The organism is Paenibacillus sp. CF095 (genome assembly GCF_900101225.1).
In the GTDB taxonomy this organism is placed as follows: Bacteria; Bacillota; Bacilli; order Paenibacillales; family Paenibacillaceae; genus Paenibacillus.
On record NZ_FMZN01000002.1, the window covers coordinates 258,098 to 279,856 of the forward strand.

Genomic DNA, 21,759 nt, shown 5'->3' on the forward strand with positions numbered 1-21,759 from the left:
CGCCCTCTTCTCTGCGCAATATCTAACACAGGTTTTCTTTCAAGTCTCCTAAGGAGTTGAAAGAAAACCTTTTTTGTGCGCTATATTACATTTTTCGCCCCCAATAGAACTATTTTATCCCTTATCTCTTTTGCATTTTACTGATTAAATACAGGGTGAGGATCTGTAAATTCCCTGTAAAATTTGGATGGTGCCTGCAAAAAGAGAACACGAGAGGGAAGGTCCATTTTGGTAAGGGAAGGGAGTGAAGTGACACGCAGCATCAGATGGCTGAATGAGGTTGGCTCTAATCGATCACAGATCAGATGCAGGTGGACTATTAAAGCTTTTGTTTGCAAGGTGAACGTATCCTTAGTACAGGAGGGATTTTGCTTGAATCAAGCTGTTCGATTCCGCCCGGTCATTACATTTGCTTTGGCATTTCTTCTACTTATTTCGTGGTTTGCACCGAGAGCCGATGCCGCCGCCCAGTGGCAGGCAGGCACCGCATACAAGAAAGGAGACCTCGTAACATATCAAAATAAAGATTATGAGTGTATTCAGGCCCACACGGCGTTGACCGGATGGGAGCCCTCTGTTGTGCCCGCGTTGTGGAAATACGTCGGGGAAGGTTCGGGAGGGGAAACGCCAACGCCAGATACGGCACCACCTTCTGTTCCTGCGGGTCTGACTTCATCCTCCATCACGGACACCTCCGTGAGTCTTTCCTGGAATGCATCCACGGATAATGTGGGCGTAGCGGGGTATGAGGTGTACCGGAACGGCGTTCTTGTGACAAGTACTTCAACTACAACAGCTGTAGTCACTGGACTGACAGCCAGCACGACTTATGCTTTTACGGTAAAAGCCAAAGATGCCGCAGGCAATATATCCGCTGCGAGCACCTCCCTCAGTGTGACAACTTCCAATGGATCTTCCAATCCGGGGCCAACCGGCAGCAAATGGCTGATTGGCTACTGGCACAACTTCGATAATGGTTCAACGAATATCAGACTTCGTAACGTATCAACAGCCTATGACGTCATTAATGTCTCCTTTGCCGAACCGATTTCACATGGCAGCGGAACGCTTGCTTTTACTCCATATAATGCAACGGTAGCCGAATTCAAATCCGATATTGTCTATCTACAAAGCCAGGGGAAAAAAGTACTTCTTTCCATGGGGGGAGCCAACGGTACCATTGAGCTCACCGACGCGACCAAGAGACAGCAATTCGAAGATTCGTTAAAATCAATCATTTCCACGTATGGTTTCAATGGTCTAGATATCGATCTGGAAGGAAGTTCCCTGTCTCTGAATGCAGGGGATACCGATTTCCGTAGTCCAACTACACCGAAAATTATTAACCTCATCCAAGGCGTGAAAGCGGTTAAGTCACACTTCGGCGCCAATTTCATCCTGACGGCTGCGCCGGAGACGGCCTATGTACAGGGTGGATATCTGAGCTACGGCGGTCCTTGGGGAGCTTACCTGCCAGTCATCCATGCCTTGCGTAATGACCTGACCCTGCTTCATGTGCAGCACTATAACACGGGCTCCATGGTGGGGCTGGATGGGCGCTCTTACGCTCAAGGAACAGCTGATTTCCATGTGGCTATGGCGGAGATGTTGCTTCAAGGCTTTCATGTAGGCGGTAGCACAGGCCCTTTCTTTAGCCCCTTACGACCGGACCAGATTGCCATCGGTGTACCGGCTTCCCAGCAGGCTGCGGGAGGTGGTTATACAACGCCTGCCGATCTGCAGAAGGCACTGAATTATCTAATCAAAGGTGTGTCATACGGCGGTTCCTACACTTTGCGCCAGTCTACGGGCTATGCGGGGATAAAAGGGATTATGACCTGGTCCATCAACTGGGACGCATATACAAATAACCAGTTTTCGAGCGCACATCGTCCGTTTCTGAACGGGCTGAGTACGCAAACGACAAAGGAGGTTGTGTATTAGATGATACATTTAAATAAACACACTGCTTTCAAGAAAACCGCAAAGTTTCTCCTGGGTCTATCCCTGTTCTTATCCGTCATTGTTCCTTCTTTTGTGCTCCAACCCGCTACGGCAGCAGCTGCAGATTCTTATAAAATTGTTGGTTACTACCCGTCCTGGGCTGCGTATGGGAGAAACTATAATGTAACGGATATCGACCCGACCAAAGTCACGCATATCAACTATGCTTTTGCCGATATTTGCTGGAATGGTATTCATGGAAATCCGGACCCTTCGGGCCCTAACCCGGTGACCTGGACGTGTCAGAATGAGAAGAGCCAGACAATCAATGTACCAAATGGAACGATCGTGCTTGGCGATCCATGGATTGATACCGGCAAGACATTTGCAGGGGATACGTGGGATCAGCCCATTGCAGGCAATATCAATCAGCTTAACAAGCTGAAACAGATCAATCCCAGCCTGAAGACAATCATCTCTGTGGGAGGATGGACATGGTCCAACCGTTTCTCCGATGTAGCTGCGACTGCTGCAACGCGAGAGGTATTTGCAAACTCTGCCGTCGACTTCCTGCGGAAATACAATTTTGACGGGGTAGATCTCGACTGGGAGTATCCGGTATCAGGCGGACTTGATGGTAACAGCAAACGTCCTGAGGATAAGCAGAATTACACACTGCTTCTGAGCAAAATTCGTGAGAAGCTGGATGCTGCCGGAGCTGTGGACGGCAAGAAGTATCTGCTTACGATTGCAAGCGGTGCATCGACGACCTATGCTGCGAATACAGAGCTTGCCAATATAGCTGCCATCGTCGACTGGATTAACATTATGACATATGATTTTAACGGGGCTTGGCAAAAAGTCAGCGCGCATAACGCGCCGTTGAACTATGACCCTGCGGCTTCAGCTGCTGGGGTGCCGGATGCCAATACATTTAACGTAGCTGCCGGAGCGCAAGGGCATCTGAATGCTGGGGTACCGGCCGCCAAACTTGTGCTTGGTGTTCCATTCTACGGCCGCGGCTGGGATGGATGCGCACAGGCGGGCAATGGCCAGTATCAGACCTGCGCGGGAGGTTCTTCCGTTGGAACTTGGGAAGCAGGCTCCTTTGATTTCTATGATCTGGAGAACAATTACATTAACAAAAACGGGTACACGCGTTACTGGAATGACACTGCCAAGGTGCCATATCTCTATAATGCGACCAACAAGCGATTTATTAGCTATGACGATGCGGAGTCTATTGGATATAAAACCGCTTATATCAAAAGCAAAGGACTCGGCGGAGCGATGTTCTGGGAGCTTAGCGGTGACCGGAACAAAACACTTCAAAATAAACTGAAAGCCGATCTGCCTACCGGAGGTACAGTGCCTCCAGCAGATACGACGGCGCCAAGCGTACCCGGTAATGCCCGTTCGACAGGTGTGACGGCTACCTCGGTGACGCTGGCTTGGAATGCTTCAACAGATAATGTGGGTGTTACCGGTTATAACGTCTATAATGGCAATAATCTTGCAACATCCGTCACCGGAACGACAGCAACGATCAATGGACTTACCGCAGGTACTTCTTATACCTTCACGATCAAAGCAAAAGATGCGGCAGGCAATCTGTCTGCAGCCAGTAATGTTGTAACCGTGAGCACTACGACTCAACCGGGAGGTGATACGCAAGCGCCAACTGCACCGACGAACCTGGCATCAACGGCGCAAACAACATCCAGCATAACGCTGAGCTGGGCGGCATCCACGGATAACGTGGGTGTAACGGGTTATGATGTGTACAACGGAACGGCTCTGGCGACATCCGTGACCGGAACAACAGCAACGATCAGTGGGCTTGCAGCGGATACCTCGTATACATTTACGGTAAAAGCAAAGGATGCGGCGGGGAATGGTTCTGCTGCGAGCAATGCGGTGGCTGTGAAAACGGCAGCAGGAACGACAAATCCGGGCATTTCCGCCTGGCAGGCGAATACAGCCTATACTGTAGGACAGCTGGTCACCTATAGCGGCAAGACGTATAAATGTTTGCAGTCCCACACATCCTTGTCTGGGTGGGAACCATCCAATGTCGCTGCATTGTGGCAGGTCCAATAGTTAAAAAATGGATTACCACATTTTGAATTGAAACGTGTAGTTTTAGCGGCTCTTGGCTAAAGTGAAGAGAATATAACAAAAAACCACCGGCTCCTGGTCCGGTGGTTTTTTGTTATGCTATGTCAATGTCAAACAAAGCAGGCTCCAAAAAGGTTATTCATTAGAAATCGAAGTTATCTGGATCAGGTCCAACGCGTACATCTTCGTTCAGAGCACTGATCTGATCCATCTCTTCATTTGAAAGTTCAAAGTCGAAGATGGAGGAGTTCTCGATAATCCGGTTTTCCTTGGTGGACTTCGGAATGGTAATGACTCCATTTTGCAGATCCCAACGCAGGATGACTTGTGCAACCGATTTGCCTTTGGCTGAAGCAATCGCCGTGAGTACTGGATTGTCCAACAGCTGACCTTGCATCAGAGGCGACCAAGCTTCAAGCTGGATACCATGTTTCTCACAGAAAGCCTTAAGCTCAACCTGAGTCAGGCGAGGGTGGTATTCCACCTGATTAATCATCGGTTTTACTTTGGCATCCTGCATCAAGTCTTCGAGATGATGAATCTGGAAGTTGCTTACACCGATGGCCTTAATGCGGCCAGCTGCGTACAGTACTTCGATTGCTTTCCAGGCTGTTTTGTATTTGCCTGCCTTAGGCCAGTGAATCAGATACAGGTCAAGGTATTCCAGTCCCAGTTTGTTCAATGTGGTATCAAAAGCGGCAAGTGTCTCTTCATATCCGAGGTCTGCATTCCATACTTTAGATGTAACAAACAGTTCTTCACGTTTCAGGTTGTTTTCTTGCAAAGCTTCGGCAATCGCTTGGCCCACACCGGCTTCATTGCCGTATATTGCAGCAGTATCAATGCTGCGGTAGCCATGTTTAATCGCATTTTTCACGGCTTCAATCAGTTCAGATCCTTCTTCTACCTTAAATACACCAAGACCGAACCAAGGCATAGAAACACCGTTATGCAGAGTTACTGTGGATTGTAAATGTTGTGCGGTTTGAGCTGTTGTCATGAAATTTCCTCCTTAAAGTGTTTAAAAATCAGTGATTTTAAGCTGAATTATCATTGTTTTATCATACAAAATTAAATCATAGTAGATCAAATTGTATTCAACGTATTATAGTATAATAAAATACAACGTGAAACCGGTTCCCCTCGCAGGCTGGAACTGATATATATAAGAGTGAGACCCATGGTCGGAATGGAACTTAGAACGAGGTTTTCTCCATTTCGACTGATGCATGTTGATCCTTGCTTTCCAGCATTTTAGCCCATGCGGTCAGGATTACAGCTACGAGAACCATCAAGGCTCCGACCCATGTCGTGTGAATCAAACCAATGGAGTCATTGATCACTCCACCTAAATAGGCACCTATGGCGATCCCTGCATTAAATGCGGCTATGTTAAAGGCTGAGGCTACATCCTTGGCCTGTGGTGCATATCGTTCAGCCAAGGTTACAACGTACATCTGAAGACCAGGCACATTCATGAAGGCGAGCAGACCCATACCCATAATGGTGAGCAGTGCTGCCAACTTAAACGGGACGGTGAAGTACATCACGCCGAGAATGATGGTCTGAATGATGAACATGTAGAAGAGCGCCTTGAGCGGGTTGCGATTGGCTGCTCTGCCGCCGATGATGTTGCCAACAGCGATGGCTATTCCGTACAACAACAGAATGAACGCTACTGTTTTCTCAGAATATCCACTGATATCATGCAACAACGGGGACAAATACGTAAAGACAACAAATGTTCCTCCGTACCCAACGGCAGTAATGGCAAAAGCAAGCAGCAAGCGTCCACCTGTAACAAGCTTCAACTGATCCCGAAATGCCGTCCGTGTTCCTCGCTTCAACGTGGATGGCACGAGTATCAGGTTTCCGATCATTGCAATAATGCCAACCACAACAATCAGGATAAAGGCAGCGCGCCAGCCCCAATGTTGACCAATGAGTGTACCGAGAGGTACACCGGTTACTGTGGCAATGGTAAGACCGGAGAACATGATCGCAATGGCACTTGCCCTACGGTTGGCAGGCACCAGATCGGCTGCAATCGTGGAGCCAATGGACATGAACACCCCGTGTGCCAGAGCGGATACCACTCGTGCAATGAGTAACATGGTGATTCCCGTCGATAGTGCAGCCATCGTGTTACCCGCAATGAAGACAATCATGATGGCAAGCAATAGCGTTTTGCGTGATATGGTAGACGTCAGTGAGGTCAGCACAGGAGCCCCAAAGGTAACGCCTAATGCATATAAAGTAACGGTCAGTCCCGCTGAAGTTACGGAAATGCCCAGGTCATCTGCAATGAGGGGCAGTAGCCCAACGCTGATAAATTCTGTGGTACCGATCGCGAATGCACTGATGGCCAGTGCTAGCAGTGCCCACGTGCTGCGTTTTGAATCTTGTAACATTTCTTGCTCAACTCCCCCGAATGTAGATTTACGTACCGGCAAATGCTATTATGAGTTATTCGGTATAGATTGAATAGTACGTACTTTTTAGTACCCTACGTACTTTTTGGTGCCTATACAGCATGCGACGGATGTAATCCAATTCATCAGGGAGGAAGCAAGTTATGGTTAGAAAAAAATATAACATCTCGGTTGAAGCTACCTTAGAGGTGATCGGTGGCAAGTGGAAATGCGTCATTCTCTGTCATCTGACACATGGGAAAAGACGAACCAGTGATCTTAAGCGTATTATGCCCGCAATTACACAAAAAATGTTAACACAGCAACTGAGAGAGCTTGAAAACGACGGGATCGTGAATCGAATCGTATATAATCAGGTCCCTCCCAAAGTAGAATACGAATTGAGTGATTACGGGAGAAGTCTTGAACCGATTCTCAATGCGCTATGTAATTGGGGAGATCAACATATTGTGAAGGAATACGGAGACAAATCAGCAGTTCTGGAAGATAATGGACTCAATGATTTTAACTCTGACAATAGGGAGCTGGTGCAACCGTGAACTATGAGATTTTATATGATGGTGCTTTTGCGATGCTCAAGGTACATTTGCAACGGGGAGAGCGGTTCAAGGCCGAGAGTGGTGCGATGGTATCTATGACTCCTACGGTCGAACTAAAGGGTTCAGCAGAAGGTGGGATGTTTGCCGGGTTCGGTCGGATGCTGAGCGGGGAGAAGTTTTTCTTTCAGGAACTGACGGCTGCGGGCGGATCGGCAGAGATTCTGCTCTCACCTTCAAGCATGGGCGATGTAGAAGCTGTTGAATTGGACGGTTCCTATTCACTCTATGTGCAGAAAGACGGATTTCTGGCAGGAACCGAGGGCATTCAGGTGAATACCAAAATGCAAAACCTGAAAAAAGGTCTCTTTTCGGGAGAAGGTTTCTTCATTATTGAGATCAGTGGACGTGGAACGGTATTTCTGTCTTCCTATGGTGCCATCCATGCGATTAATCTGGCAGCAGGTGAAGAAATGATCGTGGATAACGCCCATTTGGTGGCATGGCCTCATTATGTAGATTACCGTATTGAGAAAGCTTCACAGGGTTGGTTATCCAGTGTTACAAGTGGAGAAGGACTGGTATGTCGGTTCCGGGGAGAAGGAACCATTCTTATACAGAGTCGCAATCCTCAAGGATTCGGACAATGGGTGAAGCAGTTTATCCCTGCGCGATAATTATTTTTTTTGAGAAAGAACACACAGAGTTGCAACGGATATGTTTCCAACATCGTTATATGAATAATGGATTTACTTCATTGACTGACGGGTACATATTCTGTTGCATAAGGTCGCACATCATGGAGGTATGAGATGACAAGCTCACGGTATAAAAACGCACAAGAAAGCCCGGGATATCTGTTATGGCAGGTTACAGCCATGTGGCAAAAGGAAGTACGCAGGGTGCTGGAGCCCCTCGAACTGACACAACCTCAATTTGTATTGTTGCACGCCTGTTTATGGCTCAATGAACACGATGAGGAAGGCAAAGGAGTTACTCAGGTTCAAATTGCTCAGTTTGCCAAGGTGGATGTTAACGTGACTTCTCAGGTTCTACGTGCGCTTGAAAAAAGGGGATTAATTACCCGCGCTCGTCATCAGACAGATACGCGTGCCAATATTATCACAACAACGGAAGAAGGAACCCGATTGGCTGTGGAGGGAATTCATCTGGTCGAGGAATCGGACAAGGCATTTTTCGAAACTTTGGATGATCGTAAGGAAGAGTATATGGAGATTATGCAAGAGTTTCTTCGCCAAAAAACAGAGAGTTGATCCGTAATATATCTTTTTTTAATGTATTAAACTACAGAATGTAGTGGAATTGGAAATTTTTCTGATTGTTAATAATTATAGCACCTCTGCAAAATCCAAATAGACCCCCTGACTTCATCTTGTCGGGAGGTCTATTTGGGTTGCTCAATCGATTCGGTAGGACGCAAACGGCTCGCGGCGACGGAAAGAGTCACTGATCTGGTCCAGATCGGCCAACAGCTCATCGGGCAGTGACATGTCCAGACTAGCCAGATTATGTTCCAGCTGTTCGGTGCGTGTAGCGCCCACAATCACTGTGGATACAGCTGGACGTGTCAGTAGCCATGCGAGCGACAGCACACTCGGGGAGCATCCATATGAGGCAGCTTTAGCACTCACTTGTTCACTCAGTTGGATATTATGCTCCAGCAGGAAACGGTTGAAGGACGGATCGGTGTCTGCTCTGGAACCAGAAGGCACACTGGTCTGTCCGTTATATTTACCGGTCAGAATACCACCTGCCAGCGGGAAATACGGAATAATGCCTACACCCTGATCCAGACACATCGGTACCAGTTCCAACTCAGGCGTACGGTCTGCCAGGGAGTAGCTGGTTTGGGTGGAGATGTAGCGCACATAACCTTTCTGTTCACTGATACCTAAAGCTTTCATCAGCTCCCAAGCTGCATAGTTGGAGGCACCGATGTAACGGACTTTGCCGGAAATGACCATATCATCCAGTGTGCGCAGTGTCTCATCCAGCGGTGTATGCGGATCAAAAGTATGGATCTGGTACAGATCCACATAATCCGTTTGCAGACGCCGCAGGCTATGTTCGAGCTCTTGTTGCAGATGGTAGCGGGAGGAACCCCGCCCATGAGGACCATCATGCCGGGGTAATCCGGCCTTGGTAGCAAGCACCGCGTTTTCCCGTCGACCTGTGAGAGCCTGTCCGATGATGCGTTCCGATTCCGTGCCTGCGTAGATATTGGCGGTATCGATAAAGTTGATGCCCTGATCCATCGCTGCATGAATAATGCGGGTAGAAGCTGCTTCATCCGCGCGTTTGCCAAACGCATTGGTGCCGAGCCCCAGTGCCGACACACGCAAACCACTATTGCCCAAACGTCGATATTCCATCATTCATTGCTCCTTCTCTGTTTATTTATGTAATGCAGATTATAACGTAATCTATTGAAAACGTGTTATTAATATAGTTAAATGATTCTAAGAACCCGTTATTAAAGGAGATATGATGGAAAACAGTGCCGCACATTTAACAAGACGGAAGCCGAAGAAACCGAAGAAGAAATGGAAGAAGCCATTGATCATCACCCTAAGTGTGCTGCTTGTGTTGGGAGGACTCGGATTTATTTATCAAAAGCAACTCGTCGTGTTTGCCTTTAACATGTTCGCTTCAGCTACGGTGAAGGATGCCTTGGATGACTCCTTTGTACCAGCTGGCGATAAGGATGCCCCTGTTGTGGAACATACGGACCCATTCTCATTGTTACTGCTAGGGATAGACCAACGGGATAACGAACCAAGCCGTTCGGATACCATCATCTATTCCGTCGTGCGTCCAGAAGACAATAAAGTGCTGCTGCTGTCCATTCCACGTGATTCCTATACCGAGATTGTCGGCCGGGATGTGAAGTCAAAGATCAACTCAGCGTATGCCCATGGTGAAGCCAAGATGGCGATGGATACGGTGGAGAATCTGCTGGGGAACAAAGTAGATTTCTATGCCGCGATTAATTTTAACGGGCTCAAGGATATTGTTGATGCGGTGGGCGGTGTTGAACTGCCGATCAAAAAGAATATTGAGAACAAGCTCAAAATTCATGAGAAGCTGTTTGTTGAAGCGAATAAACCGATCTATAGCGGCGAAGAAGCGCTTGGTTATGTGCGTTACCGAGAGGATTCCGATTTCAATCGGACGATGCGTCACCGGATTTTCCTAAGTGCTTTCATGAATCGTGCACTCGAAGTCAAAAATCTGACCAAGATCCCGGACGTAATCCAGATTGCCGGATCGAATTTTACAACCAACATGACCTCGGACTTTATCGTGAAATTTGCCGAGTCCTTATATATGAAAGATAGCATACCAACGATCAGCAACTACATGCTGAAGGGTGAGGGTGCAACGCGCAGTGGCACATGGTACTACGATCTGTCGGAGGACGATCTGCAATATGTGCGTGGCATGATCGCCAGTTGGCTAGACCCGGATGCTACCGAGATTATTGAACCCGAGTCAGCGGATCATGCAGATACACCAGATGCAGCATAATCATCCATTCTTGTGCAGGAGAAGCTTGCGTATCTCGCTAACAGCGAAAATGAATCAGAGATTGTGCCAATTGTACCTGTAATGCTCATATGATTAAAAGTCCGGAGAAGCGGTTGCTTCCCGGCTTTTTTGCGTTCGTGATCCTTCGGATGAAATATTGTACGGATATATCTAATGGTTAAACCTCTTTTTATGGCATATATATAGTAAAATATAGGGAAAAGATTAAACATCAACCAACGGAGGAAGCTCATGAAGGAGTTTAAGGATCGGCTTCAGCAGGTTCAGGAGCAGCAGAAACAGCTGGCGAAGGAGTATCAAGCCTTGCTCCAGGAATACCAGTCTGATGATCTGATCGTTCAGAATGAACAGTTACAGGAACAGTATGAAGCCCACAAGCTCAAGCTGCGCCAGCTTGAACTTCGCTCGCGCAAGATGGAAGAAGAGAATGCCCGTCTTCGTATGGCTTTATCTGAACAGATGCTGGATGAGAAGCTGAATCTGATCAGGGTATCGCGGGAGAAGATGGAGACCTATTTTCAAGGGAAAACAGCGGTACATAATGATCGAATTGCATTCCATGAACATCGAACCAAATCCAATCTAAACGCGCTGTACAACCAGGCCGCACAGGAGTTGCAAGAGGATTCCCATGAGGTGAAGGAGAGGATTGCTTACCTTGCGGCAGAGGTGAATGAGCGTATTGAATCGCACAGACGAGCCGTACGGGATAGAGAAGAGGCTCTGCGTGGGCACATGGAACGTGGATATGAGCATATGGCGGAGGAAGGGTTGAGCGAAGAGACCATTCAGCGCCGGATCAAGCAGAATCGCATGGAGATGAAGATTGGACTCAGCTGGATCAACAAAGTAGCCATCCTGCTCCTCATTTTGGGGGTTGGAGCAGCGTTCCAATATTCGTACTCGACCTGGTTTAATGACGAGATGAAGAGCGGAGGCTTTTTCCTACTCGGTGCGCTAATGCTTGCTGGAGGAGAGTGGCTGTTCCGCCGCAAAAAGCAGACGTTTGCAATGGGGCTGCTCGGCGGCGGGATCTCCGTGTTATTCGGGTCCATCTTCTATAGTTACTTTTTACTGCATATTATCGGGTTATATACGGGACTTGCCCTGTCTGTATTGGTATCGGCAATCTCCGTATTGTTGTCCCTTAGGTATCAGTCGAAGACCATCTGTTCATTGGGTCTGGTAGGCGGATATCTTCCGCTATTCTCGTATATGTTCTCGTTCGGGCTTGAGGGCACTGCTGTCTATGTAGCCATGATCTATCTGCTGCTCTTAAACGGCATTATTGTGTTCATTTCGTTTGGCAAACGGTGGCCGGTTGTGCACTATATCAGTTTCCTGTTCAACACACCATCCATGCTTATCCTCTTATGGCTGTCGCCAAGTGAGAAGATTGGCATGTTGTATTCCATTGTGACGTTTGCATTATATCTGGGCATTACACTGGCGTATCCGTTCAAACACCGGATGAAGTTAACCTGGTGGGATTTCGCTCTACTCGCTATGAATACAAGCATTAGTTGTCTGATGTTATACGTGTTATTTGATGTGGCGAATTGGAATGATACTCAGGGCTTGCTGGCGTTAATCTTCTGCGCGGTGTATCTGGGCCTCGCACGATTCGTTCAGCGTAATATGGCTCAGGAGAAACAGACGATTCTGCTCTTCTATGTCACTTCCCTGACCTTTGCCATTCTGATTATTCCATTCCAGTTCGGGGCCAAGTGGTTATCGATGGGCTGGTTAATTGAAGGGGTTCTGTTGGTTACGCTTGGACATCTGAAACGGCTCAAGTCGGTGGAACGTGCCGGATGGGGCATTGTGCTTCTATGTCTAATCACTTTTGTGTACTACGATCTGCTGGCGTTATTCTTCATCGGGGAACGTTCTTATTTCATGTTAAAATACTCCAGCATTACGCTGGGTACCCTGCTGATTACACTGTATTATGCCTGTGCAGTTCACAGCAACTCATCTTCCAGAGAGAGATTCAATTACAGCCCGCTGGAACTGGGTTTCCTGAACGGATTCAAGTATGTGACACTTGCGAATCTGTGGTTATACGTGCTTTATGAGTCGAATGAATTGTATACCAGAGCTGTCGATGGGACTTTCCTGTTATACATGTTCTACAAGTTACTCATGTTCGCAGCGCTCACCATTGCATTGGCCTATGGACTGAACAAGGTGAAGCTGCTGCATGATCGATACGTGCAGGTGTATACCACCTTCTTGCATGCTATTGGCTGCTGTATTGCACTGGCCGTAACCTTAACGATGCCAGCCCTTCAGCCGGAAGTTCAGCAGCATACAGCGGCAGAAATTGTTGGTTTACTGGTGCTGATTATCTTTAACGTAGGGGTATTCTTTGCAGGAAGGGATCTGCTGATAGCAGGTATCCGCGGGCAGTTCAAGAGCATTGAATGGTACCCGGTTATCGCAGGGGTATACCTGCTAGGGGTCATCACCGTATTCCTGACGATCCAGTTCCAGTGGGGTGATGTGGGGCTGATGTTCAGCCTGATCTATCTGCTGCTGGCGATTCTCTATATTGCCTATGGATTCCGAAGAAAATATGTCATGATTCGGCGTCTGGGCCTGGGTCTCACGTTGTTCGCTACGGGTAAGATGGTTTTCTATGATGTGGGGATGCTTACCTCGGGCAGCAAAATCTTTGCCTATTTCAGCTTCGGCGTACTATTGCTTGGGATCTCTTACCTGTATCAGAAGGTGTCCAGCCGAATGGAGGAAATACAGTCCAGAGAGACAGCGAAGATTGGCGACGAACCGACTGTGCCGGAGGAAGAAGACTGACTTTGATTCTGAACGACCGAAGTTGCATTTGCGGTTATATGGGGAGGGATTCTTGAAATGGGATTCGATATGAAAATCATGCTTTGGCAACTGTTATGGCTTGCTGGCCCTGTAGCTCTTATCGTGTATGCGTGGAGGAAATTCGGTGTGAGAAAGAAACGGTGTTAAGGTGAGTGTGGATGGTGGGGATGTCCATTGTCCACTTCGTTTCGCTTTGGGAAATAAGTCGTTATCTCTGTTGATCAAACGGATAGATGATCTTTTGTGTAGTATAGATTTTTGGTATTAAAATGAGGCTCCGGGCTGCTGTGACCAGCAATCTGGGGCCTTATTGATTGGAGTCTATGGCTTAGCCTAATATGACATTCGTGAAACGTTTTGCGTGGAAATCACGTTATAATAGAGTAGACTTAGGGCTGAATCTTCATTTGCAACCATGAGGTTTCGGAAGCCGATGTGCCTTTCAGTGATTCTCCGCCATCATCATTCATGCGGGAGAGCACGGTTAATGTCATGGACAGGGCAAAGGCGAGCAATACGTATATGAAAATGTTTTTTTTGTTCATCAGAAGGTACCTCTCTTGTTGAATGAGCTAAAGTAGACATCCGGCCGTCATGAGAAAAAAAGCACAACGTCTGGTATAGTAGAGTGAGTAGAACCGAACAAAAATCGTTCCTGTATACCACTATATTGATCTATAGCGGTGCAAACAATGGAACAAATCTGATGAATTTATCATTATTGTTATGAAATGTTTATAGAGATCGAGTGATCGTTGAAGGTGGGAGAATAATATGCGGGAGACGGCAAAAATCGTCATTCGTACGCCAGGACAGGAAAGTGACGGCTCATTCGCTTATGTAAGCCAAGGTCGCTCCATTACGGTGGGACGTTACACAGGCGGTAGTGAATTGGAGTTGTCTGTCTATAATCAGATGATATCGAAGCGGCATTGCCGCATTCATTATGATGTACAGCAACAGTTATGGATTGAGGATCTGGATAGCAAAAATGGAACCGAACTGAATGGGCAGCGCCTCGTTCCACATGAGAAATATCCGTTTGGTGAAGGAGACAGCCTGACGTTGGTCAACGGCCTGATCCAGCTTCGCGCTGAAGGTGATCTTGGAGAGACGAGGGAATATCGGTTGTCGGATCTGCTGGGTGAGGGTGTACGTTTACAGGATCACCTGCAAACCGTGCAGATTGGAGAAGTGGAGATTCCGCTGTCCAAGAAGGAGTATCAGCTGTTCAAGCTGCTGTATAGTCAACTGGACCATTTTGTGACCCGAGAGCAGATTGTGGCTCAGGTGTGGCCGGAGCGGAGCATGCTGGAGAGTGAAGCGGTAGGGATTGACGAGATTAACTCCTTAATCTATCGGACGAATCGTAAGTTGGGTGTACACTTTACCATTAAGTCCGTTTATAAAAAGGGTGTATATATGAAGTCTCATGTGCCTGAATGAATGAGTGATAACAAAGGGATGAGTTCATGTTTATCATTTACCTGATTCCATGGCTGATTGCCGTGGTGACATTGATCGGTGTCATATCCATCGTACTTGTCAGTTGGAAAAACGGGATTTCCCCGATGCCCACATCCGGCCGCGTCAGGCAGGTGGTCATTCAAGAGGTAAACCGCATTCCAGGGTACGGCGATGTGCTCGAAGCCGGCTCCGGATGGGGCACACTGGGAATGGATGTTGTAAGGCATTGCCCTGGTAAAAGGCTGACCGGGATTGAGAATTCTATCATTCCCTTATGGTCTTCCCAAATAATTGCCTATCTCAGTGTTCGCTTACGCCGAGCGAAGGGAAACAAGCACTCTCTCAAGGGCAGACTGCGCTTCATGCGCGGGGATATCTACACCAGTTCCTATGAACATGCGGATTGTGTGATCTGTTATCTGTTTCCGGGAGCGATGACCCGACTTCTGGACAAGTTCAGTCGGGAGCTTCCGCCGGGTGCCAAGGTGATTAGTATCTGTTTTGCCCTGCCGGGCAAGGAACCGCTACGCACAATAACATGTCGAGATGCCCTACGTACCAAAGTGTATGTGTATGTTTTTTGATGAAGAAGCTTATGATTGGAGACAGGAGAAACCGGAGGGATGAGACCCTCATGTTTCTGCTTTTGTTCAATGCATGTTATAACTCACGTGGGGTGTATATAGCTATGAATAAACAAGAACAAGTGACGGATCATTTCAGAGAATTATTTAATAAACTGGTCTGGATTAACAAGTCGAAGATGGAAGCCAGTCTTCGTGGTTATAAGTCTTCCGAAGTTCATTGCATTGAATATATTGGAAAGAATATCGATCCCAATGTGACAAAGCTTGCAGAGTCGCTGTATATGACCAAGGGTGCCATAAGTAAATTAACGAAGAAACTTATCGAAAAAAACCTGATTGAAGTCTACCAGAAGCCGGAGAACAAGAAAGAAGTCTATTTCAGACTGACCGAGAAAGGGACCAATGTATTCGGTATTCACGAGGAACTTCACCAAGAATTTCAAAAGCGGGATCAGGCTGTGTTTAAGCAGGTAACCGAAGCGCAATTGGAGGGAATGCTCAGGTTTATGGAGCAATACAGCAAACATTTGGACGCAGAGATAAAGAAACAGGGTTTGGACATTTAGATAAATGTGTGTAATGAAGGGTAACACAAAAAGCAACCTACTCTAATCGAGGGTAGGTTGCTTTTTTATTTGAATAATTATTGTTGACAAGGAAACTAAAAAGAGTTACATTTTTTGTTGAATAGGAAACAATAATGCAAGGAGGAGACACATATGACTAAAGAAAACGTCAAAACCACTGAATTACCCAAAGAGGTGCTCATTGCAGCCTGGGCTATAGCTCTTGGAGCCATTGCACCTTTGCTTGACTCTACTATGGTGAATATTGCCATAGATCAATTAACACACGATTTCAATACAACCTTGACTATTATTCAATGGGCCATTACAGGATATGTTCTGGCTCTTGCCATGGCAGTTCCCATCTCCGGTTGGCTTATGAACAAGTTTAATAGCAAGAAGATTTTCATCGGGGCTGTTATCCTCTTTGGAGTGATTTCTTGTTTAGTAGGTGTTAGCTGGAACATTTCGAGTTTTATCTTCTTTCGTTTACTTCAAGGGTTCAGCGCAGGGGTGATTACGACCCTCATGTTTACCCTCTTGGTGAAAACGGCAGGGAAAGATCACTTGGGAAAAGTGATGGCCATCGTAAGTACGCCTATGATCTTCGGCCCTATTCTGGGTCCAGTCCTTGGAGGATTCATCGTTCAGGTGGCATCCTGGCAATGGATTTTCTTCATTAACGTGTTCATCGTGTTGATTGCTGCGCCAGTAATGATGAAAACAATTCCTGACTTTGAACCTTTCAACAAAGAGAATAAGCTTGATCTGTTTGGCATTATTAATTTGTCTTCCATGAGCGGGGCTTTAATCTACGGGATAACGAGAGCTGCGGAACATGCTACGTTTAACAATAATGAAACGATCTTATGGGTGGGTATTGGTGTGGGTTTGGCTGTCATATATATGGCTTATAATCTCATTCGCAAGAATCAAACGGTCCTGCCCATGAGTTTGTTTACTTATAAAAGTTTTGCTGCTTCAAGCGCGGGCTTGTTTATGGCAAATATTGCTCTCATGGGCCCGATGTTAATCCTCCCGCTATTCTTTCAAAACTTTCGCCATTTTACGGCGATTGAAACAGCAGTTGCTCTTATCCCCCAAGGGGTTGGGATGCTTGTTACTCGGCCTTTACTTGGAAAAATGATTGATAAAATTGGACCCAAATATGTAGTGATTGTCAGTTTATTTCTTTCTCTCATTGGTTCAATTCCGCTTATTTTCATCTCTGATAAAACAAGTATGATCTGGATTTCCGTTATATTGTTAATTCGTGGTGCGAGTATTGGAGGGATTAGTCTGCCGTTAACAAGTGAAGCATACACTGGGCTTGATAGCACGCAGCTCCCCGAAGCGAGTGTGGGCATTAATATGATTGAGAATCTTGGTTCAAGCTTTGGCTCAGCTATTATCGCAACGGTTGTTGCAACGGTCATACAAGGGTTGCAACCAACGGTCATAAATGAGTTGAAAGGGTACCATGCCGGATTTCTATTATCCAGCGTTATTCTTGTAATTATTCTAATCCCTAGTTTGTATCTTACAAATAAAAGGAACGCATGAACAGTTACTCATGTTCTTCCTGAAAAAATGAAAGCACTAGGTCCCGAATTCACTGTTATCGTGATTTCGGGACCTAGTGCTTCTTATTATACACTTAACTACAAATTATGATTATTTTGCAGAATCGGTAGTGCCTGTGCTGTCGGATGTTGTACCGGATTGGGATCTGTTTCTGCCGCCTCCGAATCCACCTTGTCCACCGCCACCACCAGGACCACCCATACCTGTATTGGCTGTGGTTACACCAGATTCATTCACCCAAGTTACATTACTGGTCGATTGGAATGCAACTACTTGAGTTCCGCCACTGTAGGTACCGTCTGTGTAGAGTCCATCCACCGCTTTACCTGTAGACGTACCACCGGAGTAGATCACATAGGAGCCATCTTTTTTCAGATCCGGGGAGCTGACAACGACAGTTTGATAATCTTTTGCCGGAGCGAATGTCAGAATGTTGTTGCCTTCGCTATCTTGTACATGTACAAGTGTTCCAGCTTTTTGCGTTGCAGGGAATGTCATCACAATGGTATTTTGCGTAGACGCATCGGATGTTCCTTGTGCCATACCAGAGCTTCCGGCAGCCACGAGGTATCCACCGCTGATTTCAAATGTACCGTCATAATCCAATGCTCCGTTACCGTTATCCGTCGGTCCGTTCACAATAACCGTTCCGCCAGTCATATTAATGGAACCATTGGAATCCAGTCCGTCACCACCTGCGTTCACAGTGAGGAAGCCGCCGTTAATGTGGAACTCGTTATTGCTTGCTGCTGCACCACCCATACCGCCCGGTCCACGTCCTTGCTGATTAGCAGTTGTACCTTGGGATGCCTGATCGGTAGTTGATGTTGTACCTGTCGTTTCGGTTACAGAGATGTTCGATGTCGTTGTTGCATCGGTTGCTGTAGTAGCGCTACCTGTACTTGCCGTTGTATTCGCAGCTGTTTCCGTCTCGCCACCTGCAGCATTTACGCCATCATCGGATGCCGTTACATCTACATCCCCATCGTTCAGGGTGATGATTGCTCCTTCAAGTCCTTCATAACTCTTCGCAATCGTGATGGTTCCGCCGTTAATCGTCAGGGCCTGATCGGCATGAATGCCGTCATCACCAGATTCAATGTTGAATGTTCCGTCGTTAACTGTCACGTTATTGTTGCTGTGCAGGGAATCATCCATGGAATCTATGGTATACGTACCGCCATTAACCGTAAGATCTGTACCTGCTTTGAGTGCTTTGGCACTTGTGGACTCGGTTGCTGTTGTTGCAGTGTCCGCATCAGCATTGTTATCCGTTGTTGCTGTTGTTGTGTTGGCAGAGTTGGATGCTGCTGCGCCGTTTGTATTAGCACCTGCATTGGTACCGCTGTTATTAGGCATTTCTGGCATATCCGCAGGAGGTTCGCCATCCGGTGGTGTACCCATATCGGTTGGTGGTGTGCCGCCTCCCCATCCACCGCCACCGCCGCCAAATGGACCTTCTTCTACTTTGGCTGGTGCATTGGCGCTACCGCCGCCCGTTACAATGTTGTATGTGCCGCCATCCGTAACGAGTGCGGTTTCGGCTTGAATACCGTCGTTACCGCTTTGGATATCGAAGGTACCTCCTGCGATAGCAACGTAACCTTTAGTGGTGTCCGTGTCATTGGTTGATTTAATACCGTCGCCTTTGGCTTCAATGGTAATGGTGCCCGCTTGGATGGCGACCATATCTTTACCTTTGATCCCGTCATCGGCTGCTTTGACGCTGATGCTACCACTAATGATTTTCAGATCATCCTTGCTCGTAATACCTTCATTATAGTTACCTGTGACGGTCAATTGACCTGCACCATTGAATGTAAGATCTGCTTTGCTGAAGATCGCAGCATCCGGCTCGTCTGTTGTATCGTCGGCGTACACATATGTTTTACCATCGGAAACGGTATTCTTGGTTCCTTTTTCGAGCGTAATTACCGCTTTACCAGCCTTCTGAATGTAAATCGCAGCACTGTCGTTATCATGAATGGTTGCTCCGTTTAATACGAGATGCACAGTACCCTTATCGGCAACGTTAACCACAATCTGGCCATCCGTTAGCTCACCGCTAAGTACATAAGTGCCTGCTTCAGAGATGGTTACCGAACCATTTGCTGCTTTGGCACCCGAACCGGTTACCGTTGCAGTTGTGCCGTTCAGCTTAATCGCTGTGGAATCTGCCTCACTCCAGCTAATATTGGTATCGTCAGCATCCAGAGAGACCAGATCCGCGTATTTTACAGAAGTTTGCTCGCTGACGGATACCGTTTTGGTTGTTCCTGTCGTTGATGTTGCGGCATTGGCGGTTGTGCTTGTCGTTGCTGGTGCACTGCATGCTGCGAGTAGGCTGGTAATCATGGCGATGGACCAAAGTTTGCTACCTGTTATCATGTTTTTCTTCATATTAGATCGTTCCCTTCGAATTAAAAATTAATATTCCGTGGTTGGACTCATGGTTAACGAGATATCCAGGTTGCCGTTCCGTGTGCGGATCGCATCGAGGAATTCCTTTTGGCTAACACTTTCGTGAATGGTTACACTGTAGACCAGCTCGTACAGACTACCGAGTTCGGTCGTTCTGATTTTTTTTAGATCAAATGGTACGTTGAATTTATGGAACACTTCATTAAGGGCTTCTTCATAGCTCAAGTTCTCGGGAATGGTGACTTTCAGCGTTTTCAGCTGACTTTTCTTGCCGCCGAAGTTGAAGCGACTCAGAACAAACATCAGTACACACAGGATAATGGTGAACAGCACCGCGTATCCAAAAGCGCCTACACCGCAGGCAAGACCGGAAGCCATCGTGAACAATACATAAGCAATGTCTTTTGGATCACCAGGGGCACTTCGGAATCGGATGATCGAGAAGGCACCTGCCAAGCTGAATGCTCGAGCGATGTTGCTGCCGATAAGCAGGATGATGATGGCGACAATGACGGGCAGGACAACCATCGTTAAGGTAAAGCTTTGCGAGTATGTGCTTTGGTTAGTCTTCATGTAGGTGAGGCTGATGACCAATCCCAGAATGATGGCAAGACCAATGGTAATGACTGCGTTGTTAAACGTCAGGTTGGTATCGGTTAGGGCTGAACTGAACAGTGAATCAAGCATATAGGACACTCTCTCTTTCTATAATCGTTTTATCTTGTTCTATGGATGGGTTGAAATCGGTACCTGGTACAAGAATGCGCTCTGTCTGGTAATTCAGGTTGGTTGTTCTCGCCAGATGTCTGAACTCGTTGCCGTATTTCGAAAATCCGGTGCGGTAGAGACCATGCTCACAGAGCAGTTGCGACAGCCACAGCGGAACGGTTTTCTCGGCTTTCACTTCCATCAGCCATCGACCGTCCTTCACCAGCGGTTCACCGTAATCGCCTTGTTCGAGCTTCAGATCATATCTGCGGCTACGAATGTTGGTGTCAAAGGTAATGCGGAGATCGCGGCTGTTCTTGTCGAAGAGCGCTTTGCGTTCATATGCCAGATACACTTTCGGTTCCAGATCGTATACCCGAAGGAAATATTTGATCTCTTCGACAACTTGTTTGTTCATGTAATCCGCGAGCTCCGGCGCCTGTCCCGAACGGACGAATTCATAAGCTTCATCCAGCTTCAAGGCGGTTCTGCGCTTGTTCACCAGGCCAAAGACTTTCTTTTTGATCTCCAGATATACTTTTGCGTTCTCTTCAGGTATTCCATAAGCCCGTAGTCTCAGCTTCTCCTTGTATTTTGGTTTGGAGAGACTGGCGCGAATCAGCGAATCCTGTGGAGTGTCGAAGTACAGGTTACTGATGGAGTAATACTCGTGTTTCTTGTTGTAGGCATCCAGCTCCATGTATTTCAGCAGGTCATTGTAGAAATGGGCGTACTGCTCATCCGTCAGAAGGTACTTGCTCTCATATCGGTTGAATACTTCAATCGCCATGTGGGACTCATTCCTTTCATTTGCGAGTTGTATGTTTTTTTCCATCGTGTATTGCTTCCATGTCTGTATCTTAGAGCCCCAACCTTGAATGAATCTTAAATGGTTTTACATTGCGTTAACATTTTTTTACCTTCCTATAATAGTGCGCATACACAAAATGAATTAAGATTGATTCAAGGTTTGATTGATAGAATAGGT

The 21,759-nt window shown here is 46.9% G+C and carries 19 protein-coding genes; 11 read left to right on the forward strand and 8 right to left on the reverse strand.

The genetic code is table 11. The features are described from left to right. Positions 1-137 precede the first annotated feature (137 nt). On the reverse strand, positions 138-338 hold the full coding sequence (locus BLS69_RS31930) for a hypothetical protein (protein ID WP_133386292.1): 201 nt from the start codon (positions 336-338) through the stop codon (positions 138-140). Positions 339-372: 34 nt separating this feature from the next. On the opposite strand from BLS69_RS31930, the gene BLS69_RS20465 reads away from it, so the two are divergent. Next, the gene (locus BLS69_RS20465) at positions 373-1,944 is read left to right on the forward strand and encodes a chitinase (protein ID WP_091035645.1); all 1,572 of its coding nucleotides are present in this window, start codon (positions 373-375) and stop codon (positions 1,942-1,944) included. Further along, entirely contained in the window at positions 1,945-4,044 is a 2,100-nt protein-coding gene (locus BLS69_RS20470; RefSeq protein WP_091035647.1) for a glycosyl hydrolase family 18 protein, read from the forward strand. A gap of 160 nt (positions 4,045-4,204) precedes the next feature. On the opposite strand, the gene BLS69_RS20475 is transcribed toward BLS69_RS20470, so the two are convergent. Together BLS69_RS20475 and BLS69_RS20480 are read right to left on the reverse strand one after the other, a co-directional pair. Further along, entirely contained in the window at positions 4,205-5,062 is an 858-nt protein-coding gene (locus BLS69_RS20475) for an aldo/keto reductase (protein ID WP_091035650.1), read from the reverse strand. A 196-nt stretch (positions 5,063-5,258) separates the two neighbouring features. Beyond that, positions 5,259-6,473 carry an MFS transporter gene (locus tag BLS69_RS20480; RefSeq protein ID WP_091035652.1) on the reverse strand — a complete coding sequence of 405 codons (1,215 nt, stop codon included), beginning with the start codon at positions 6,471-6,473 and terminating at the stop codon, positions 5,259-5,261. 164 nt (positions 6,474-6,637) lie between these two features. On the opposite strand from BLS69_RS20480, the gene BLS69_RS20485 reads away from it, so the two are divergent. The 3 genes from BLS69_RS20485 to BLS69_RS20495 all read left to right on the forward strand — a co-directional run bounded on the left by BLS69_RS20485 (position 6,638) and on the right by BLS69_RS20495 (position 8,304). After that, on the forward strand, positions 6,638-7,033 hold the full coding sequence (locus tag BLS69_RS20485) for a winged helix-turn-helix transcriptional regulator (protein WP_017691613.1): 396 nt from the start codon (positions 6,638-6,640) through the stop codon (positions 7,031-7,033). Then, entirely contained in the window at positions 7,030-7,707 is a 678-nt protein-coding gene (locus BLS69_RS20490; protein WP_017691614.1) for a TIGR00266 family protein, read from the forward strand. Before BLS69_RS20485 ends, BLS69_RS20490 begins: the two co-directional genes overlap by 4 nt. 135 nt (positions 7,708-7,842) lie before the next feature. Then, a complete protein-coding gene (locus BLS69_RS20495) occupies positions 7,843-8,304 on the forward strand; it encodes a MarR family winged helix-turn-helix transcriptional regulator (protein WP_091035655.1) in 462 nt (153 codons plus the stop codon). Between the two features lie 144 nt (positions 8,305-8,448). On the opposite strand, the gene BLS69_RS20500 is transcribed toward BLS69_RS20495, so the two are convergent. Beyond that, positions 8,449-9,423, reverse strand: coding sequence for an aldo/keto reductase (locus tag BLS69_RS20500; RefSeq protein WP_091036522.1), 975 nt, complete (start codon positions 9,421-9,423; stop codon positions 8,449-8,451). Positions 9,424-9,535: 112 nt separating this feature from the next. Between BLS69_RS20500 and BLS69_RS20505 the strand changes: the two genes are divergently transcribed. Then, positions 9,536-10,579, forward strand: a complete 1,044-nt coding sequence (locus tag BLS69_RS20505; protein ID WP_371129082.1) for an LCP family protein — start codon at positions 9,536-9,538, stop codon at positions 10,577-10,579. Between the two features lie 252 nt (positions 10,580-10,831). Beyond that, positions 10,832-13,417 carry a DUF2339 domain-containing protein gene (locus tag BLS69_RS20510; protein WP_091035659.1) on the forward strand — a complete coding sequence of 862 codons (2,586 nt, stop codon included), beginning with the start codon at positions 10,832-10,834 and terminating at the stop codon, positions 13,415-13,417. Positions 13,418-13,827: 410 nt separating this feature from the next. Here BLS69_RS20510 and BLS69_RS32210 read toward each other — a convergent pair whose 3' ends face one another. Further along, on the reverse strand, positions 13,828-13,983 hold the full coding sequence (locus BLS69_RS32210) for a hypothetical protein (RefSeq protein WP_165980318.1): 156 nt from the start codon (positions 13,981-13,983) through the stop codon (positions 13,828-13,830). 229 nt (positions 13,984-14,212) lie between these two features. Here BLS69_RS32210 and BLS69_RS20515 point away from each other — a divergent pair, with 229 nt between their 5' ends. From BLS69_RS20515 to BLS69_RS20530, 4 genes are all read left to right on the forward strand, one after another. Then, positions 14,213-14,884, forward strand: a complete 672-nt coding sequence (locus tag BLS69_RS20515; protein WP_091035662.1) for an FHA domain-containing protein — start codon at positions 14,213-14,215, stop codon at positions 14,882-14,884. A gap of 26 nt (positions 14,885-14,910) precedes the next feature. Further along, entirely contained in the window at positions 14,911-15,489 is a 579-nt protein-coding gene (locus BLS69_RS20520) for a class I SAM-dependent methyltransferase (RefSeq protein WP_091035665.1), read from the forward strand. 104 nt (positions 15,490-15,593) lie between these two features. Next, complete coding sequence (locus BLS69_RS20525) at positions 15,594-16,058, forward strand: MarR family transcriptional regulator (protein WP_091036524.1); 465 nt, start codon at positions 15,594-15,596, stop codon at positions 16,056-16,058. A 153-nt stretch (positions 16,059-16,211) separates the two neighbouring features. Then, entirely contained in the window at positions 16,212-17,621 is a 1,410-nt protein-coding gene (locus BLS69_RS20530) for an MDR family MFS transporter (RefSeq protein WP_091035667.1), read from the forward strand. Between the two features lie 111 nt (positions 17,622-17,732). Here the strand turns inward: BLS69_RS20530 and BLS69_RS20535 are convergent, their stop codons facing one another. Genes BLS69_RS20535 through BLS69_RS20545 form a run of 3 tightly spaced genes read right to left on the reverse strand, consistent with a single transcriptional unit; the run spans position 17,733 to position 21,561 of the window. Next, positions 17,733-20,042, reverse strand: coding sequence for a carbohydrate-binding domain-containing protein (locus BLS69_RS20535; RefSeq protein WP_091035670.1), 2,310 nt, complete (start codon positions 20,040-20,042; stop codon positions 17,733-17,735). Between the two features lie 27 nt (positions 20,043-20,069). Then, a complete protein-coding gene (locus BLS69_RS20540) occupies positions 20,070-20,750 on the reverse strand; it encodes a DUF4956 domain-containing protein (RefSeq protein ID WP_062836702.1) in 681 nt (226 codons plus the stop codon). Then, positions 20,743-21,561, reverse strand: a complete 819-nt coding sequence (locus BLS69_RS20545) for a polyphosphate polymerase domain-containing protein (RefSeq protein WP_091036525.1) — start codon at positions 21,559-21,561, stop codon at positions 20,743-20,745. Before BLS69_RS20545 ends, BLS69_RS20540 begins: the two co-directional genes overlap by 8 nt. Positions 21,562-21,759 lie beyond the last annotated feature (198 nt).

Excerpts from the sequence above, each read along its gene's own strand:
- BLS69_RS20470 (WP_091035647.1), top strand. The coding sequence starts at position 1,945 with ATGATACATTTAAATAAACACACTGCTTTCAAGAAAACCGCAAAGTTT.
- BLS69_RS20475 (WP_091035650.1), bottom strand. The coding sequence starts at position 5,062 with ATGACAACAGCTCAAACCGCACAACATTTACAATCCACAGTAACTCTG.
- BLS69_RS20480 (WP_091035652.1), bottom strand. The coding sequence starts at position 6,473 with ATGTTACAAGATTCAAAACGCAGCACGTGGGCACTGCTAGCACTGGCC.
- BLS69_RS20485 (WP_017691613.1), top strand. The coding sequence starts at position 6,638 with ATGGTTAGAAAAAAATATAACATCTCGGTTGAAGCTACCTTAGAGGTG.
- BLS69_RS20495 (WP_091035655.1), top strand. The coding sequence starts at position 7,843 with ATGACAAGCTCACGGTATAAAAACGCACAAGAAAGCCCGGGATATCTG.
- BLS69_RS20500 (WP_091036522.1), bottom strand. The coding sequence starts at position 9,423 with ATGGAATATCGACGTTTGGGCAATAGTGGTTTGCGTGTGTCGGCACTG.
- BLS69_RS20505 (WP_371129082.1), top strand. The coding sequence starts at position 9,536 with ATGATGGAAAACAGTGCCGCACATTTAACAAGACGGAAGCCGAAGAAA.
- BLS69_RS20510 (WP_091035659.1), top strand. The coding sequence starts at position 10,832 with ATGAAGGAGTTTAAGGATCGGCTTCAGCAGGTTCAGGAGCAGCAGAAA.
- BLS69_RS32210 (WP_165980318.1), bottom strand. The coding sequence starts at position 13,983 with ATGAACAAAAAAAACATTTTCATATACGTATTGCTCGCCTTTGCCCTG.
- BLS69_RS20515 (WP_091035662.1), top strand. The coding sequence starts at position 14,213 with ATGCGGGAGACGGCAAAAATCGTCATTCGTACGCCAGGACAGGAAAGT.
- BLS69_RS20520 (WP_091035665.1), top strand. The coding sequence starts at position 14,911 with ATGTTTATCATTTACCTGATTCCATGGCTGATTGCCGTGGTGACATTG.
- BLS69_RS20525 (WP_091036524.1), top strand. The coding sequence starts at position 15,594 with ATGAATAAACAAGAACAAGTGACGGATCATTTCAGAGAATTATTTAAT.
- BLS69_RS20530 (WP_091035667.1), top strand. The coding sequence starts at position 16,212 with ATGACTAAAGAAAACGTCAAAACCACTGAATTACCCAAAGAGGTGCTC.
- BLS69_RS20535 (WP_091035670.1), bottom strand. The coding sequence starts at position 20,042 with ATGAAGAAAAACATGATAACAGGTAGCAAACTTTGGTCCATCGCCATG.
- BLS69_RS20540 (WP_062836702.1), bottom strand. The coding sequence starts at position 20,750 with ATGCTTGATTCACTGTTCAGTTCAGCCCTAACCGATACCAACCTGACG.
- BLS69_RS20545 (WP_091036525.1), bottom strand. The coding sequence starts at position 21,561 with ATGGCGATTGAAGTATTCAACCGATATGAGAGCAAGTACCTTCTGACG.